Here is a 16196-nt window from a genome sequence, read left to right as displayed (position 1 = left end):
CGCTGTGCGCGTTCGCAATCACCTAGGAGCAATATGACCGCACTGATGCTATACCGCCCATGGACTCCGCAGACGGCTCGTCGCTCCTCAGGGGATCGCCAACCGACGGTATGGGCAGATTTCATCAGTGCGGCTGCGGCGGCGATCCGTCCGCTCGCGGTCGCGGCGGGCATACTCACCGCCGGGGCGGCCTTGCCCGCTCTCGCGCAGGCCGACCCGTCCCCCGACCCCGTCACCGCTGCGCTGAACGGTATGGGAAACGGCACCAACGGCTCGCTGACCAACAGTCTTGCGGGGATCGGCCAGTCGATCTGCCCGGCGCTGGTCAAGCCGGGAGCGACCCTTGCGTCGGTAACATCGCAGTTGGGTCTGATCAAAGGTCTTCCGCCGAATATGGCCGGAATGGTCGCCAGCATGGCGATTCAGATGGAATGCCCGGGCGTAATGACATCGCTGGCCAACGGCAAGATGCCGTTCCCGATGCAACTTCCCGGCGCCATGCCGTTCCCGCTGCCAGGTGCCGGCATCAATCCGTTCCCGCTGCCAGGGGCGGGCCCCGCTGCGCCGACGCCGTTCGCGCTGCCGGGCCGCTAGGAGCAAAACCCGTTATCCGGGCCGATCAGTTCCCATCGGGCGGCCCGGCTTCCGGCCCGCTTTTGCGCGAACCACCGTGCACCTGCGCTACTGCTAAGTAACATGCGACCGGAGGTTTGGTCGGTAGCGTCGTTTCCTGACGTCACCGGGGCGGGGGGCGTCGGTACATGGGGTGGATCAGCGCGTGGTGGCGACAGCCCGACCACTACGACTGGTTGTCGGACTACCTCGCCGGGCGTGGGCTGAAGCTGTTCGTCCGCTTTCTACTCGTGGCCATCCTGACCACCCTGGCGGCCGCCGCGGTGCTGATGCTCAGCAGCCCGTCGGGCCCCCACGCACCCGCGCAGCGCGCGATCGCGGTGGCGGCCGTAGTCGTCCTCGCCGGATTCGCCCTGGTATACCTGCTGCGCTGGCCGACGCGTGTTCAATCTCAGAGCTTTGCGGCGGTCGGGGCCCTGAGCATCGCCGCGATCTGCGTCCTGCAGAACGACCCGCGCAACGGAATGCTCGGGTGCGCGGCATTCGGTGGCCTGGCCGGCTATGTCGCGTTCTTCCACTCCGCTCGCTTATTGGTATTTATCCTCGGCACCGCGTCGGGCGCCGCGGCAATCTGCGCCGCCCGGATCGCCGCGAACGGCGACGCATTGATCGCGGCCGCCGACTGGCTGGTGCTCGGCGCGGGGATTCTGGCCGTGCCGTTCTGCGGACAGGTACTCGTGCATTGGCTGTCCGTGGACGCCCTGAAGTCCTCGACCGATCCGCTCACCGGCCTGCGCAACCGCCGGGGCTTTTATCGGACGGCGCCCAGACTGCTCACCGACGGAGAGCGCCCGCATTGCGTAAGCGTATTGATGATCGATCTCGACAATTTCAAGCGCATCAACGACACCTACGGTCACGGCACTGGAGACCGGATCTTGGTGGCCGTCGCCGACAACCTCCGCCAAATCCGTGACGGCAAGGCGGTGATCGCCCGCGTCGGCGGCGAGGAATTTCTGGTCGCCGAGAGCATCGGATTACCGGAAGCGCTCGAGACCGCCGAAGCCATGCGAGTGGCGATTGCTGCCACCCCCTGGTACGTGACCGCCAGCTTGGGCATCAGCAGCACGCGTCTGCCGATGGTTATCGAAGATCCCGGCCGGCGCATCATCGAAAGCCTCGTCGAGGCCGCCGACGCCGCGATGTACGAGGCCAAACGCGCCGGCGGGAATCAGATCCGGACGTCGACCTATCGCTATCGGCCGGAGTAACCGGGGACCCACAAGCTCCGCTTGTGATCCAACAAGGACGGCATCCCTACTCGCGCGGGCACGCTCGGTGAACCATCGAAGTGAGTGTTGGAGTGCAGGCTTTCGTTCATGCCGATCGTGATCCGACCCAGCGCATCGAATTCCCTTCTACCCGGGAGACCCGAAATGACTATGTACAACTGGACGGTGATCGGAGCAGGGCCCGCGGGCATCGCCGCGGTTGCCAAGTTGCTCGACTGCGGCGTAGCGGCCGAGGAAATCGCTTGGCTCGATCCCGATTTCGCGGCGGGCGACTTCGGCGGCAAATGGCGCGCAGTGCCCGGCAACACTACAGTCGCGCAGTTTCTCGAGTTCTTGACGGCCTCGCCCTCGTTTCGCTTTGCGGATGCGCCTGCCTTCGAACTGAGCAGCATCGAACCACATCGAACATGCCCGCTCGGGCTAGTCGCCGATCCCCTGGTGTGGATCACCAAACACCTCCGTGAGCAGGTGTGCAGCTACCGAGACATCGCAGTGGAGCTTTCACTACACGACAACCGGTGGACCGTGAAGACCAACCGTGACGAAATCACCTCGAAAAACGTGATCCTCGCGGTTGGCGCGGTTCCCAAGAAGCTGTCATACCCCGAGTTGGAGGAGATTCCGATCGAAACGGCGCTCGATCCAGACAAGCTCGAACGTCTCTCCCTCGAAGGCGCCACAGTCGCCGTCTTCGGATCTTCTCACTCGACGATGGTCGTGTTGCCAAACCTCTTGGGGACACCGGTGAAAAATATCGTCAACTTCTACCGTAGTCCACTCAAATACGCGGTCTCCGTTAAAGGTTGGATACTATTCGACGGCACCGGCCTCAAAGGGCAGGCCGCTCGTTGGGCCCGCGAGAACATCGACGGCAGATGCCCGGAACGCCTGGAAAGGCACTCCGTGCTGAGTCCGGAGTTTCAAGAGCGGCTTCGCGCGTGCGACCACGTTGTCTACACGGTCGGATTCCAACGCAGGCGGCTCCCGGAAACGCCACAGTGGGGATCGCTAGAATGCGACACCGCGAATGGCATTCTGGCCCCTGGGCTGTTCGGTGTGGGAATCGCATTCCCCGAGTACCGGATCGACCGGCTGGAATCTGGGCATTATCGGATTGGCCTGGCAAAGTTCATGCAGCGACTGAACGACGTCTTGCCGCTGTGGATGAGCTGCCAGCAGGACGCGAGTCGTCTCGCTGACGGCGTAGCACTCACACTGCGTTAGTACTGATGTGGTTCAGCAGATCTCGGATGGCCCCAGCGGGCGGAGTGCGTCCGCCAATCCATATGGCTCTCAGCTGACGACGCAAGCGAAGCTCCGGCACTTCGACGGCGCGTAGTCGTCCGACGGCAAGATCGTCGGCCACGGCAAGCCTGCTCATCACAGCGGGCCCGGCACCGGCAACGACGGCTCCGCGCACCGCCGCCGCCGACGACAACTCCAGCATCGGGATTGCCTGTTCCACCCCGTCACCGAGAACTTCGCGCAGCGCACCGGTTAGCCAATCGCGGGTACCCGACCCCGGCTCTCGCGCAACAAGCGGCGTGTCGCAAAGTTCACGCGCACTTAGGATTCTCGAGCGACGAGCCCACTTGTGGTCGGGCGACACGATGACGACGAGTTCGTCCTGCGCGACAACGCGACTACGGAGCGCCTTTGGCACGCCTGGGCTTTCGATGAATCCGAGGTCTGCGGTCCCGTTGCGGACTTCTGAAATTGCGTGCTCGCTGTTGGTGGCGGTAAGAATTACTTCCGGTGGGGATTGGCCACGACGGGACGCCTCCGCGTGCATTAACACCAGCCAGCGAGGCATCAGCTGCTCGGCAATGGTCAAGCTCGCGACCACTTTTATCTTCTGACGACTTTCGGTTCGCAGCGATGCCAATCCAGCATCGACGTGATACGCAACATCGATCAACCGCTGAGCCCATTCCGCGACAACAACCCCCGCCGAGGTCAGGTCGGTGCCGCGAACACTTCGAATTGCAAGCCGCACACCGGTTTGCGATTCGATCGACGAGATTCGCGCCGAAACCGCCTGCTGCGTCAAGCCAAGTTCTCGAGCCGCGGCGCCAAGGCTGCCTGTCTTGGCGACCGCGAGAAAGACTTCAAACGCCGACAGTTCCGGCATGCGAGGGCTGAGGACCATAATCAATCCAATCACAAACGCACATTGTGAGTCCACAACAGTGGAACCTTTACTGCCGCGGACTTGTAGCGCGCAATATCGATGGCATGAACCGACCTGCGCTGACAACGAATTCTCGCAATGGATTTCGCGCTCGCACCGGAAATCAATTCCGCGCGAATATATGCCGGCCCGGGCTCGGCACCGATGAGAGCCGCCGCGACAGCCTGGGGCAACCTGGCCGAGGACTTGTATTCGATGGCGTGTTTTTGTCAGTCGGCGATGTCTGAGCTCACAGATTCGTCTTGGGATGGGATGCGGCGGCGGCAACCGCCGCAGTTGGAAAGTATGCGGAGTGGACGGCGACGTCGGCCGCAACCGTAGACCTCACCGCAGCCAAGGCGCAAGAGACAACGGCGGCCTTTGAAACAACGTTCGCAATGACGGTGCCTCCGGCAGCGGATCCGGCCAATCGCAGCTTCCTGCAGGCGTTGGTCGCCACCAACTTCCTCGGCCAGAACGGCACGGCGATCGCCACGACGGAGGCCGACTACGCACAGATGTGGGGACAGGATGTGACGGCGATGGATGGCTACGCGGCCGCATCCGGGGCGGCGTCGACAGTGGCTCCGTTCACGCCCCCAAACCAAGAGACCAACGCGACCATGATTGCCCGAAGCCCAGACTGACGCCGCCGCAGGCATCTCTCGGCCCTGGTCATCCCTGGTCTCAAGTGGTGTGATCGTCCCTCCTCGTCGCACTGACGAAGGACGCACTGACGCGACGTGACGGTGCGTCCCAACTGCCCACCGTCGGGACAACAATCGTTGTCTTGACGGTCGGCAGTCCCCCACCCGGCACCAACCGCTCTACTTTCGAGAGGATGCAAGAGTTTGATCCTGAACGATTCCGCACCGATACGGTGGCGCTGCAGACGTTCAACGACCAGATCATCCAGGAGTTTCGGGAAAACGACGGCAACGTCGGTGGCGTCTTCGAAGACATCGGGGTGTTGTTGCTGACCACGACCGGCGCCAAGTCGGGTCTTTCGCGCCTAACGGCGTTGGCATATTTCACGATCGATGGCGCCATGGTGGTCGCCGGCTCCCGTGGCGGTGCGCCCAAAGACCCCGCCTGGGTGCACAACTTGCGCGCTACTCCGGAAGTCCGCGTGGAGGTGGGCACCGAGTCGTTCCCGGCCACGGCCCGGGAAGCCGAGGGTGACGAGCGCGATCGGCTGTTCGGCGAGATTGTGTCCGTCGCACCGTATTTCGGTGACTACCAAGCGAAGACCACGCGCACCATCCCGGTGTTCACGCTGCAGCGCCGCGGCTAGATCCTCCGATGAATACGCCCTTGCCCAAGGTTGCCGCTCACCACGTTCGCGGCACCTTCGACTTGGTCGATGACAATGGACACCAAGTCAACGGACGGACCTACCGCGGCAAGTATGTCGTGATCTTTTTCGGTTTCACGCACTGCAAGGCGGTATGCCCCCGGGCTCTGGCCCGGCTCTCGGCGGTGCTCGATCGGCTGGGTCCACGAGCCGAGCGCATCCAGCCGCTGTACCTGACGGTGGACCCGCAGCGCGACACTCCCGCGGTGATGAAAGAGTTTCTGGCAGAGGCACATCCGCGCTTCACGGGTCTCACCGGATCGCCGCAGCAGATCGAGTGGGCGAAGAGAACGTTTCGGGTCTTTTCCACCGAGGTCTCCGACCATGACGAACCCGGCGGCTACCGGATGCCACATTCGGCGTTCACCTACGTCCTCGGACCCGACGGCACCTATCTGACCCACTTCACCGATGCTGTCGAGGAAGAAGACCTCACCACGGCTCTGTCCTCGATCGTCGACTGAGCGCACCCCGACCCCCCCTACTCCGACCAACCGCGTCTACAGGCGCCCGCCGACTCCGCAAAGCTGCCATTGGCGAATGTCACCATTTGCGGTTGACTACCTGGCATGGCGGACATGGTCGTCCCGGCCCGCGGGTCGCTGCGGTCTCGCGGCGCGGCAGCGGCAGCGGTGAGTGCGTACACCTTGCGGCCGTTCAGCGGACTGGTGCCGCCCGAACGGGCATGGGGAATCTGGTTGTCACGTCGGATGATCGCGCGGGTCATGGCCACCTTCGGCCCCTCGCTGACAGGAACCCGCGCCCAACAGGTCGACACGAGGTTGCCCGACGGCCGCCGGGTCAAGGGCGAATGGGTGTACGGCCCCCGCACCCCAACGAGCGAGACCCCCCGCTCGTCGACCGTCACCGAAGCCATCTACTACGTGCACGGCAGCGGTTACGCCGTGTGTTCACCAAAGACCCACCGGCGGTTGACATCGTGGCTGTCGTCGCTCACCGGGCTGCCGGTGTTCAGCATCGACTACCGGCTGGCGCCGCGCCATCACTTCCCGACCGCCGCCGACGATGTTCGGGCGGGCTGGGATTGGCTGGTACAAACGTGTGGCGTACCGGCGAAACAGATTGTGATCGCCGGTGATTCGGCGGGCGGCCACCTGACGGTCGATATGCTGTTGCAACCCGAGGTCGCGGCGCAATCTCCGGCCGCCCTGGTGCTGTTCTCGCCGCTGATCGACATGACGTTCGCGCGCTCGCTCGCCCGCGAGAAGATTCGCCCCGATCCCGCCATCCGGGTGGCCGACGCGGTCCGCCTGGTCGCGCTCTATCACCCGGGTGTCGACCTCACCCACCCCCGGTTGACGCTCGACGTCGCCGGCGGACCGACGCTGCCCCCGACGCTTGTTCAGGCCGGCGGGGCCGAAATACTGCAGGACGACGCACGGCAGCTGGCCGCGGACATCAAGGCGGCCGACGGCCGCTGCGAGCTGCAAGTGTGGCCGCACCAAGTCCATGTGTTCCAAGCACTTCCGCGGATGACACCCGAAGCCGCCAAGGCCATGGCCTACGTCGTACGGTTCATCGCTCACGCGTTGCAGGATGCGCGCGTCCTGGCCGACGAGGCGGGCTGACGATGCTCGGACCACTGGGCAACCTGCTCCGCTCGTCCAAGACCACCAGCAACAGCGCGTTGGCGGTGGTGACCGGGGCCGGCAGCGGGATCGGCGCCGCGTTCGCGGTCGAGCTGGGCCGCCGCGGCGGCGCGGTGGTCTGCAGCGACATTGACGAAGCCGCCGCGCAAGAGACCGCCGATACGATCGCCGGGCTGAGCGCGAAGGCGATGGCGATGCGCTGCGACGTCTCGCGGATCGACGACGTCAGCGCGCTGGCCGAAGCGGCACAGACCTTCTTCGGGTCCGCACCCACGCTGGTCATCAACAACGCCGGCGTCGGTGCCGGCGGCGCGGCCATCGGCGATGTGCCCCTGGATGATTGGGTGTGGACCCTGGGCGTCAACCTGTGGGGTCCGATACACAGCTGCCACGTGTTCACCCCGATCCTGCGCGCGGCCGGGCCTTGTGAATCCGGGCATGCCCCAAGGGGCATCATCAATGTCGCCTCGGCGGCGGCGTTCGGTGCCGCTCCCGGCATGGCCGCCTACAACGTCAGCAAGGCCGGCGTGCTTTCGCTGTCCGAAACACTGGCCGCCGAGCTGTCCGGCACCGGAATCCGGGTCACCGTCCTATGCCCGACGTTCGTCAAGACCAACATCGTCGCATCAGGCCGCATCACCGAGGAATCCAGCGATCTCGCCAACAAACTGATGCGCTGGAACGGGTTCTCGGCGCAGAAGGTGGCGCGGATCTGCCTGGATGCTCATGACCGCGGCGAGCTCTACAGCATGCCACAACTCGACGCCAAGGTCGGTTGGAACATCAAACATATTGCCCCACAGGCCTATACCCGAGCGGTCGGCCTGGTATCCCGCGCAAACATGCACTGACAGACAAGGGGAAGGGAGCCAGAAGTGGCCATCGACATGGAAGCCATGCTCGCCAAGATCAAGGATCGGCAGTGGGCACTCGCCGATATCGACTGGGACGCACCGGGTGCCGACACCATTCGGCCCGAATTCCGGCCCAAGCTCAAGGCCTTCATGGCCGACCTGTGCTGGATCGAGAACATCGGCGCCCGCGGATTTGCGGCGCTGGCCAAGAAGGCGCCTACCCCGACGATCGCCGAAATCTACCGGTACTTCCACGCGGAGGAGCAGCGCCATGCCAATGCGGAGTTGGCGCTGATGAAGCGCTGGGGCATGCTCGACGACGGCGAGATCCCCAAGCCCAACGTCAACATCAAGCTGGCCATCGAGTGGCTGGACACCTTCGCCGACGACATGCCGCTGTCGGTGCTGGGCACGGTCATTCCGATGCTGGAGGTGGCCCTCGACGGCGCGTTGCTGAAGTTCCTGCTCGAGTCCGTGGAGGACCCCGTCTGTCACCAGGTCTTCGAGAAAATCAACAATGACGAATCCCGGCACATCGCGGTCGATTTCGAAGTGCTGGAGATGATCGGCCAAGCTAAAGCGCGGCGGCTGGCCATCGACTTCGTCGGCCGCTTCGCCTCGCCCGGCCTGATCCTCGGGATGATCATGTACGTGCCACTGCTCAACCGCGTCCGCAACGAGATGGCCGGCATGGGCATGGACAGCGAACGGTTGTTCAACGCGGTCAACCGCTTCAAGCAACTGGGCGACCGCGGCGAGCACGCCCGCCGAGTGCCCACCTATAAGCTGCTCAAGCGGCACGGCATGTGGGTGGTCAACCCGCGACACCCCTATCAACTACTGGCCAATTCCATGGTGTGGCTGTCGGATTTCTATCCCAAGCCACTGCTGCGACCGGCGCCGAGCTGGTCGAAGGAACTCACCCACGACCCGGCGGCGTGATCGTGGCAGACCACATCTACGCAACCCTGATCGTCGGAGCCGGCTTCACCGGACTCGGTGCCGCAATTCGGTTGGCCGAGGCCGGGATTACCGACATCGTCATACTGGAGCGCGCCGACCGGGTGGGCGGCACGTGGCGCGACACCACCTATCCGGGGGCCAGCTGTGATGTCCCGTCGCTGCTGTACTCGTACTCCTTCGTGAAGAATCCGACGTGGTCGCGAACCTACTCGCCCGCCCCGGAGATCTGCCGTCACCTCGAAGACATGGCGACGAAATTCGACATCCGTCGCCATATCCGGTTCAAGCACGAGGTCGTCGGCATGAGCTTCGACGAGGAGGCCGGGTTGTGGACGGCCAAGACCAAGAACCGCAAGCGTTTTCGGGCCCGCACCGTCGTGCTGGCGTCAGGCCCCCTTTCGGATGTCTGCTTCCCGAACATCCCCGGCCTGGACAGCTACCGCGGACACAAGATCCACAGCGCCCGCTGGGATCACGACTACGACTTCGCGGGCAAGCGCGTCGCCGTGATCGGAACCGGCGCCAGCGCCATCCAGATCATTCCCGAATTGGTCAAGCAGGCCGGGTTCGTCAGGGTGTTCCAACGTACTCCCGGTTGGGTGCTGCCCCGTCTGGACGTGGCGACCCCAACCGCGGTGCAGACCCTGTTCGCCAAAGTTCCAGCCGTCCAACAACTTGCCCGGCAGGTGCTGTTCTGGGGCCACGAAGCCAGTGCCACGGCACTGGTGTGGAATACGCCGCTCACCTCGCTGGTCGCGCGTCTCGGCCAGGCCCATCTGCGCGCCACGGTCTCCGACCCGTGGTTGCGCCGGCAACTGACGCCCGATTTCGCCCCCGGCTGCAAGCGGATGCTGGTCTCCAGCGACTACTACCCCGCGCTACAGCGCGACAACTGCAAACTGATCTCGTGGGCCATCGCGACGCTGAGCCCGGTCGGCATCCGCACCAGCGACGGCATCGAACACCACCTCGACGCGATCGTGTTCGCCACCGGCTACGACGTGCACCTCACTGGCCCACCGTTCGCCGTGACCGGTCTCGGCGGACGCTCGCTGGCCCACGAATGGGCCGACGGCGCACAGGCTTACAAGAGCATCAACGCGCACGGCTTTCCGAACTTGTTCTTCATGACCGGCCCCAACTCCGGGCCGGGTCACAACTCGCTGCTGGTCTACATCGAGGGCCAGCTCGATTACGCGGTGCGCGGCATCCGCACCATCCTCGACGACGACCTGCGCTATCTCGACGTGCGCGAAGACGTCCAACTACGCCACAACGAGGACATCCAGCGCCGGCTCACCAAGACGACCTGGATGTCGGGGTGCCGCAGTTGGTATCTGACCAAGGACGGGTTCAACGGCTCGATGTACCCGGGTTTTGCGACGCAGTATCTTCGCCAGATGAACGATTTCCGCTACGCGGACTACCAGGCGGTGGCGCGCCGGGCCACGGCGCGCATCGCCTCCACCGTCTGAGGCCGAGATGGCACAGAACCGCCCGGAGCCCGGCACCATCGCCAGCGTCCTGTACAACGTGCGACGGGCACCGAAACGCGTTCGCCGCCAATCGCGGGACTTCATCGAGACGGCGGTCGCTCAACTCTTCGACGCGGCCGCGCGCCATCCGCACGGGACTTCCGGGGAGTACCGGATCGACGACCTGGCCCGGCTGGCCGGCACCACCACCCGCAACATCCGGGTTTACCGCGATCGGGGGCTGATGCCGCCGCCGATGCGGGTCGGCCGCATCGCCCTGTTCAACGACACCCATCTGACCCGGCTGCGGCTGATCACCTCGATGCTCGATCGCGGCTACAACATCGCACACGTACGGGAAATGCTCGGCGCGTGGGAGGAAGGCAAGAGCCTCGGCGATGTACTAGGCCTGGAGACGGCCATCATGGGCAGCTGGACCACCGAGAAGCCGCAAACCATGCCGCTCGGCGATGCCCAGCGGCTCGTCGACGACCCGACCGCGTTCGACCGGCTGGTCGCCTTGCAGGTGATCCGGGTGGACGGCGAGCAAGCCACCGTTACCCGGCCCAAACTGATCGAGGCGTTCAACGAGATCCGAGGCTACGGTGTCGAGTTGGAAAAGCTCGTAGACCTGCACGAGCAGATCGTTCCGGAGATCGACAAGATCAGCGACCTGCTGGTGCGCGCCGGCGCCGAACACGTCCTCGACAAGATCAAGGCGGGCCACGCGCTGCCGGCGGATGCCGAGATCGCCGAGTTAATCACGATGCTGGTTCGGTTCCGGACTCAGGCGGTCGCCACCGTCACCGCCACGCTGGCATCCTCGATCGAATCGAACATCGAGTCGTTGGCCAGCCGCATCCTCGCCGACTACCTCGAACGCTCGCCGGAAGCCGGAGCCGACACACCGCTCGACGAGTTGGCGGCGCGCCGGCGAACAGCCAACTGAGAGCTACTGGCGCGCAATCAGATACGGCGCCAGCGTGGACAGCTTCTCGCAGGTCTCCTCGAATTCCCGCTCGGCCAACGACTCTTCGATGATCCCAGCGCCGGCCCGCAGCCACGTCTTTCCGGGGGATTCGTAGGCCGCCCGCAACGTCAGTGCGGCATCCAGAGCTCCGTCGGCCGAGACGATCACCACCGCACCGGAATAGAGCCCGCGCGGCCCTTCGTCGAGACGCATGATGGCCTCGACGCCCGCGCCCTTCGGGATGCCCGAGGCGGTGACCGCCGGGAACAGCGCCTCCAATGCGTCCATCCGGTCGCTGGACGCATCCAAACGCCCGGCGACGGTGGAGCCCAGGTGTTGCACACTCCCCCGCTCCCGCACGGTCATGAAATCGGTGACGACCGCCGTTCCGGGTTCGGCGATCTCAATCATCTCCTGCAGCGAGGTACGCAACGAGATGGCATGCTCGACAATCTCTTTCGAATTCGACTCCAGGTCGTCGCGAGCTTGACGGTCGTTCGCCGGTCCGCGACCGAGCGCGCGGGTGCCGGCCAACGGCTCGGTGATCACCTCGCCGTCCCGGCGGACGGCCGTGACGAGCTCGGGGCTGTAGCCCAGCGCCCGGATTCCGCCCAGCTGCAGCAGAAACGACCTCACCGGCGTGTTGTGCCGACGGCCCAACCGATAGGTGGACGGAAAGTCCAGCGCGAAAGGCACTTCCACGGAACGGGAAAGAATCACCTTGTCGTACTGTCCGGCCGCGATCTCGCCGATCGCCGTATTTACCCGATCGCGGTACTTCGATCCGTCGGCGAAGATATCGATCCCGCGGGTTTCCCGCAGGTCGGGCACGCCCCCGCGCAACAATTCGAGAACCACTTCGCGATGCGCGTCCGAGGAAAGCGAGATGCCGTCCTGACTCACCACAATCCGCGAGCTCGGCCAGAACAGCCTGGCCAGCGGCGTGCCCGGAGCCAGCCGCTGCTGCAGCCCGTATTTGTAGACGCCGAATTCGAATGCGATCCATCCGAAAACCTGGTCTGTTTCTTCCAGCAGCGCGTCAATCGCCGCACCGAGAATCGATCCGGGGCGCCCGGACCACTGTTGTCGCAGCGTCTTGCCGTCACGGATAACGCGCAATTCGTCGCTGTCCAGCTCGATCATCGCCTCGACCCCGCCGGCCAGCACCCATTGGCCGGTGTGCTCGTAGAGCAAATACTGCTCGCCGACCCGCTCATGCAGCGCCGCTGCCAACTCGGCGGCCAGATCCGCGGGGTCGACGCGGGCCGGCATGGGAATCAGCGGGAACGCCGCACCGACCGAATTTGTCTCGACGCTAGCTTCTGTCACAATTGGTAAGGCTAACCTAACATACCCGCCTCATAAAGTCGGGTCTCTCAAGCCGCCGCACTCAGTCAGAACTCGCTCGGAATTAATCCGGCATCACCCCCGCACCGGATCCGGGCAGTTCGCCGCGCGGCTTTCACTCATCGCACGTTTCGGCAGGCAGTGGCGATGAATGCTATCGCGTCAGGGTCGGTGCGGCGAGCGCCGCGGCGGAGTCGCGGAGCCTAAACGTTTGCCTCTCGTTCAGCTGCCAAGTGCATAGGAACGGGCTACCATGTCTGTGTTCCCCGTACCATCACTTCCTCCGGCGCCGTCTGCATCGGGGGCTTACCAAGCCGATCGGCGCGCAGAAGGGGGAGTTCGGGTGGACCCCAAAAGGATTCGAAGCACCCGCGTGCGCCTGAGGGCCGCGCGCCGCGTGCCGGACGCCCCGTTGGCCGCTGACAGAAAACGTAACGGAGGCTTAATCCCGGCCGGGCGGGAAATGACCCAGCAAATGCCCGATCGCGATTAGCTCCCATCGACGGAGAGGAACGTCATGTTCGTGATCAGGCTCGCCAACGGTGAGGAAGTCCACGCATCCGAGGGCGACGAACTCGAAATTAATCAAGAAACCGGCGTGCTTACGGTTTCGCGGGTCGATGGATTCGAAGAAATTACGACGCATTACTCGCCGTCCGCATGGCTTTCGGTGACGCACCGCAAACGAGGCGCCGGGGTCAGACCCTCGCTAATTTCCGGTTGAGCGTCGACACGCTAATCCTGACAGTAAATGCACAGCGAACTCACACCAGATTCACGCTAGCCGCACCTCACCTGGTCCTACCAGCATCGCTGTGACCACGGGTTTTGTAAGGCGCCGGCATTTCGACGCGGCTTGGAACGCCATCCACATTTCGGCTCAGATCCGAGTGGCGGATCGGCAGCAGCGGAGCTAAATTTTTCACGGTCGTCGGGACATTCGTGGTAGCCCCTTGCGGACAGTGCTTCCCCCGGGCCACCGGATGGATAAGAGAGGCACCAATGCTGCAAGAGTTCTGGCATAACTTCACGCATAACCTGTTCAAGCCGCTGCTGCTTTTCTTCTACTTCGGATTCCTGATTCCGATCTTGAAGGTCCGGTTCGAGTTCCCTTATGTGATCTATCAAGGCCTCACCATGTACCTGCTGTTGGCTATCGGCTGGCACGGTGGTGAGGAACTCGCCGAGGTCAATGCCTCCAGCATCGGGGCGATCATCGGATTCATGGTGCTGGGCTTCGTGCTGAACTTCGTGATCGGCATCATCGCCTACTACCTGCTCGGTTGGGTTACCAAATTGCGCAGAATCGACCGGGCAACCATCGCCGGTTATTACGGGTCGGACTCGGCTGGAACGTTCGCCACCTGCGTGGCGGTCCTTGCCGCAGTGAACATCGCCTTCAACGCTTACATGCCGGTGATGCTGGCCGTCATGGAGATTCCCGGCTGCCTGGTGGCGCTCTATCTGGTGGCCCACCTGCGACACCGGGGAATCGACTCGGCGGGCAACATGGCCGACGAGCCGGGCTACACGCCGGTCAAGGTCGGCGTCGGTCCGGGCACCGCAGCCCGGCCCCCGCAGGGCCAGAGCCTGGAGACCGAGCGCGCATTGGGGATCGAGGAGGAACTCGAGCTTTCGCTGGAAAAGGGCGAGCGCACAGTGGAACTCGACGTCAGCCCGAGTGCCCAACTCACCAAGAAAAAGCCGTCCCTGTTCTCCCGCGAGCTGTTCCAGGAGGTCTTCCTTAACCCCGGGTTGGTGCTGCTGATCGGCGGGATCGTAATCGGCCTGATCAGTGGTCTGCAGGGCCAGAAGGTCGTGCAGGACGACGACAAGTTCTTCGTCATGGCGTTCCAGGGTGTGCTGTGTCTGTTCCTGCTCGAGATGGGGATGACGGCATCGCGGAAGTTGAAGGACCTGAGAACGGCGGGGCCCGGATTCATCTTCTTTGCCGTGCTGGCCCCGAATGTCTTTGCCACACTGGGGATCTTCGTCGCCTGCGCCTATGCCAGCGTGACCCATACCGACTTCAAGACGGGCACGTATGTGCTGTTCGCGGTCTTGTGCGGTGCGGCGTCCTACATCGCCGTGCCCGCGGTCCAGCGACTGGCAATCCCGGAAGCGAGTCCGACCTTGCCGCTCGCGGCGTCGCTCGGTCTGACGCTCTCCTACAACGTCACGATCGGAATCCCGCTCTACATCGAGATCGCCCGCGTCATCGAACAGTGGTTCGGCGTTTGACGCCTCATCCCAGCAGCGTCCGCACGGCCGCGTCGGCCAGCAACCGGCCGCGCGGCGTGAGGACCAGCCGGTCGGCGTCAGCTACCAGCAAGCCATCGGCAACAACGGTTTTGGCTCGTTCCCGCTCGTCAGCGTCTAGCACTTCCAACGGGAGGCCTTGGCGCAGACGGGTTTTCAGCAGCACATCCTCGGTATGTAACGCCTCGGCGTCGAGCTGCTCGAAGCCCGCCACCGGTAACACCGAACCGGCCAGCGCCTCCGCGTAACTGTTGGGGTGCTTGACATTCCACCACCGCGTTGCGCCCACGTATCCGTGTGCACCCGGTCCCGCACCCCACCACTGACCACCGTCCCAGTAGCCGAGGTTGTGCCGGCACTCCCCGCCCAGCCGCGACCAGTTGGACACCTCATACCAATCGAAGCCGGCCGCGGACAGGCGCTCGTCCAGCAGCTCGTAGCGGTGGGCCAACACGTCGTCGTCCGGTGCCGCCAGCTCGCCGCTGCGAACCCTGCGCGCCAACGCGGTTCCCTCCTCGACGACCAGCGCATAGGCGGACACATGGTCGACGCCGGTCGCGATCGCCGTGTCGACCGAGCGCAGCAGCTCGTCGTCGGTCTCGACCGGCGTTCCATAGATCAGGTCGAGGCTGACGTGTTCGAAGCCCGCCTCCAACGCCTCGCGGGCGGCCGCCGCCGACCGGTTCGGCGTGTGAATCCGGTCGAGCACACCCAGCACGAACGGGGACACCGACTGCATGCCGAGGGACACCCGGGTGTATCCGGCCGCCCGGGCAGCCTCGAAGAAGTCCGGCCAGGCGGACTCCGGGTTGGCCTCGGTGGTGATCTCGGCATCCGGCGCCAGGACGAAGTGCTCGCGCACCATGTCCAGCAGCGCGACGATGCGCGCCGGGCCCAGCAGCGACGGCGTCCCACCCCCGACGAACACCGTGTTCACCGTCGGCGCATCGAGTCGTGCGGCGGCCAGCGCCAGCTCGGTGCGCAGCGCCTCCAGCCACCCGTCCGGGTTGACGCCGCCCAACTCGGCGGGTGTGTAGGTATTGAAATCGCAATAGCCGCAACGGGTTATGCAGAAAGGGACATGGACGTACACCCCGAACGACTGTTCGGGACTGCGCTGCATCCCGGGCAACTCAACCGCTGCCGCGCGAAGGGCCATGCCCAAATGATTGCACGTTCGCCGGGTCGCCCCGCTCGCGCGACGAATGCGTAGGTGAGCAAATTCACCCCGGCCCGACGCCCGATCGCCCGGCCCGGACGGTCAGCTAATTGGGCACGTAGACAAACGGGCGGCGGCCTCACAGGGATTTCTCGGTTTTGTACGTCGAA

At 64.4% G+C, this 16196-nt stretch carries 15 protein-coding genes and 1 pseudogene; 13 read left to right on the top strand and 3 right to left on the bottom strand.

All coding sequences use genetic code 11. The features are described from left to right. Positions 1-33 precede the first annotated feature (33 nt). The 3 genes from G6N54_RS27675 to G6N54_RS27665 all read left to right on the top strand — a co-directional run bounded on the left by G6N54_RS27675 (position 34) and on the right by G6N54_RS27665 (position 3089). Positions 34-594 carry a DUF732 domain-containing protein gene (locus tag G6N54_RS27675; RefSeq protein ID WP_163793809.1) on the top strand — a complete coding sequence of 187 codons (561 nt, stop codon included), beginning with the start codon at positions 34-36 and terminating at the stop codon, positions 592-594. A 167-nt stretch (positions 595-761) separates the two neighbouring features. After that, positions 762-1844, top strand: coding sequence for a GGDEF domain-containing protein (locus G6N54_RS27670; protein ID WP_163793807.1), 1083 nt, complete (start codon positions 762-764; stop codon positions 1842-1844). A gap of 165 nt (positions 1845-2009) precedes the next feature. Further along, on the top strand, positions 2010-3089 hold the full coding sequence (locus G6N54_RS27665; RefSeq protein ID WP_163795045.1) for an NAD(P)/FAD-dependent oxidoreductase: 1080 nt from the start codon (positions 2010-2012) through the stop codon (positions 3087-3089). On the opposite strand, the gene G6N54_RS27660 is transcribed toward G6N54_RS27665, so the two are convergent. Then, positions 3076-4014, bottom strand: a complete 939-nt coding sequence (locus G6N54_RS27660) for a LysR family transcriptional regulator (protein ID WP_163795043.1) — start codon at positions 4012-4014, stop codon at positions 3076-3078. The genes G6N54_RS27665 and G6N54_RS27660 overlap by 14 nt on opposite strands. Positions 4015-4134: 120 nt before the next feature. Between G6N54_RS27660 and G6N54_RS27650 the strand changes: the two are divergent. The 8 genes and pseudogenes from G6N54_RS27650 to G6N54_RS27615 all read left to right on the top strand — a co-directional run bounded on the left by G6N54_RS27650 (position 4135) and on the right by G6N54_RS27615 (position 11240). Next, a pseudogene (locus G6N54_RS27650) lies at positions 4135-4682 on the top strand (PPE family protein). 194 nt (positions 4683-4876) lie between these two features. Beyond that, a complete protein-coding gene (locus G6N54_RS27645) occupies positions 4877-5329 on the top strand; it encodes a nitroreductase family deazaflavin-dependent oxidoreductase (RefSeq protein ID WP_163793801.1) in 453 nt (150 codons plus the stop codon). Between the two features lie 8 nt (positions 5330-5337). After that, positions 5338-5853 carry an SCO family protein gene (locus G6N54_RS27640; protein WP_163793799.1) on the top strand — a complete coding sequence of 172 codons (516 nt, stop codon included), beginning with the start codon at positions 5338-5340 and terminating at the stop codon, positions 5851-5853. A gap of 114 nt (positions 5854-5967) precedes the next feature. After that, complete coding sequence (locus G6N54_RS27635; protein WP_372513279.1) at positions 5968-6978, top strand: alpha/beta hydrolase; 1011 nt, start codon at positions 5968-5970, stop codon at positions 6976-6978. 2 nt (positions 6979-6980) lie between these two features. Continuing rightward, positions 6981-7850 carry an SDR family NAD(P)-dependent oxidoreductase gene (locus G6N54_RS27630; protein ID WP_163793795.1) on the top strand — a complete coding sequence of 290 codons (870 nt, stop codon included), beginning with the start codon at positions 6981-6983 and terminating at the stop codon, positions 7848-7850. A gap of 24 nt (positions 7851-7874) precedes the next feature. Further along, a complete protein-coding gene (locus tag G6N54_RS27625; RefSeq protein WP_163793793.1) occupies positions 7875-8795 on the top strand; it encodes a ferritin-like domain-containing protein in 921 nt (306 codons plus the stop codon). Then, positions 8795-10291, top strand: a complete 1497-nt coding sequence (locus G6N54_RS27620; protein ID WP_372513280.1) for a flavin-containing monooxygenase — start codon at positions 8795-8797, stop codon at positions 10289-10291. Before G6N54_RS27625 ends, G6N54_RS27620 begins: the two co-directional genes overlap by 1 nt. Positions 10292-10298: 7 nt before the next feature. Next, on the top strand, positions 10299-11240 hold the full coding sequence (locus G6N54_RS27615; RefSeq protein ID WP_163793790.1) for a MerR family transcriptional regulator: 942 nt from the start codon (positions 10299-10301) through the stop codon (positions 11238-11240). 3 nt (positions 11241-11243) lie between these two features. Here G6N54_RS27615 and G6N54_RS27610 read toward each other — a convergent pair whose 3' ends face one another. Continuing rightward, a complete protein-coding gene (locus G6N54_RS27610; protein WP_163793788.1) occupies positions 11244-12590 on the bottom strand; it encodes a salicylate synthase in 1347 nt (448 codons plus the stop codon). Between the two features lie 535 nt (positions 12591-13125). On the opposite strand from G6N54_RS27610, the gene G6N54_RS27605 reads away from it, so the two are divergent. Together G6N54_RS27605 and G6N54_RS27600 are read left to right on the top strand one after the other, a co-directional pair. Continuing rightward, positions 13126-13332 carry a hypothetical protein gene (locus G6N54_RS27605; RefSeq protein ID WP_163793786.1) on the top strand — a complete coding sequence of 69 codons (207 nt, stop codon included), beginning with the start codon at positions 13126-13128 and terminating at the stop codon, positions 13330-13332. 278 nt (positions 13333-13610) lie between these two features. Further along, positions 13611-14849: a sodium-dependent bicarbonate transport family permease gene (locus G6N54_RS27600; protein ID WP_163793783.1), complete on the top strand. Its 1239-nt coding sequence runs from the start codon at positions 13611-13613 to the stop codon at positions 14847-14849. A gap of 4 nt (positions 14850-14853) precedes the next feature. Here the strand turns inward: G6N54_RS27600 and hemW are convergent, their stop codons facing one another. After that, positions 14854-16026 (bottom strand): radical SAM family heme chaperone HemW, encoded by a 1173-nt coding sequence (gene hemW / locus G6N54_RS27595; RefSeq protein WP_163793781.1) that lies wholly within the window; start codon positions 16024-16026, stop codon positions 14854-14856. Positions 16027-16196 lie beyond the last annotated feature (170 nt).

The sequence above is a fragment of the Mycobacterium stomatepiae genome, from assembly GCF_010731715.1.
Lineage (GTDB): Bacteria > Actinomycetota > Actinomycetes > Mycobacteriales > Mycobacteriaceae > Mycobacterium > Mycobacterium stomatepiae.
This window is presented reverse-complemented; position numbering and strand designations above follow the sequence as displayed.

Bases quoted from the DNA above. Each gene is read 5' to 3' on its own strand.
- G6N54_RS27675 (WP_163793809.1), top strand. From the start codon at position 34: ATGACCGCACTGATGCTATACCGCCCATGGACTCCGCAGACGGCTCGT.
- G6N54_RS27670 (WP_163793807.1), top strand. From the start codon at position 762: ATGGGGTGGATCAGCGCGTGGTGGCGACAGCCCGACCACTACGACTGG.
- G6N54_RS27665 (WP_163795045.1), top strand. From the start codon at position 2,010: ATGACTATGTACAACTGGACGGTGATCGGAGCAGGGCCCGCGGGCATC.
- G6N54_RS27660 (WP_163795043.1), bottom strand. From the start codon at position 4,014: ATGGTCCTCAGCCCTCGCATGCCGGAACTGTCGGCGTTTGAAGTCTTT.
- G6N54_RS27645 (WP_163793801.1), top strand. From the start codon at position 4,877: ATGCAAGAGTTTGATCCTGAACGATTCCGCACCGATACGGTGGCGCTG.
- G6N54_RS27640 (WP_163793799.1), top strand. From the start codon at position 5,338: ATGAATACGCCCTTGCCCAAGGTTGCCGCTCACCACGTTCGCGGCACC.
- G6N54_RS27635 (WP_372513279.1), top strand. From the start codon at position 5,968: ATGGTCGTCCCGGCCCGCGGGTCGCTGCGGTCTCGCGGCGCGGCAGCG.
- G6N54_RS27630 (WP_163793795.1), top strand. From the start codon at position 6,981: ATGCTCGGACCACTGGGCAACCTGCTCCGCTCGTCCAAGACCACCAGC.
- G6N54_RS27615 (WP_163793790.1), top strand. From the start codon at position 10,299: ATGGCACAGAACCGCCCGGAGCCCGGCACCATCGCCAGCGTCCTGTAC.
- G6N54_RS27605 (WP_163793786.1), top strand. From the start codon at position 13,126: ATGTTCGTGATCAGGCTCGCCAACGGTGAGGAAGTCCACGCATCCGAG.
- G6N54_RS27600 (WP_163793783.1), top strand. From the start codon at position 13,611: ATGCTGCAAGAGTTCTGGCATAACTTCACGCATAACCTGTTCAAGCCG.
- hemW (WP_163793781.1), bottom strand. From the start codon at position 16,026: ATGGCCCTTCGCGCGGCAGCGGTTGAGTTGCCCGGGATGCAGCGCAGT.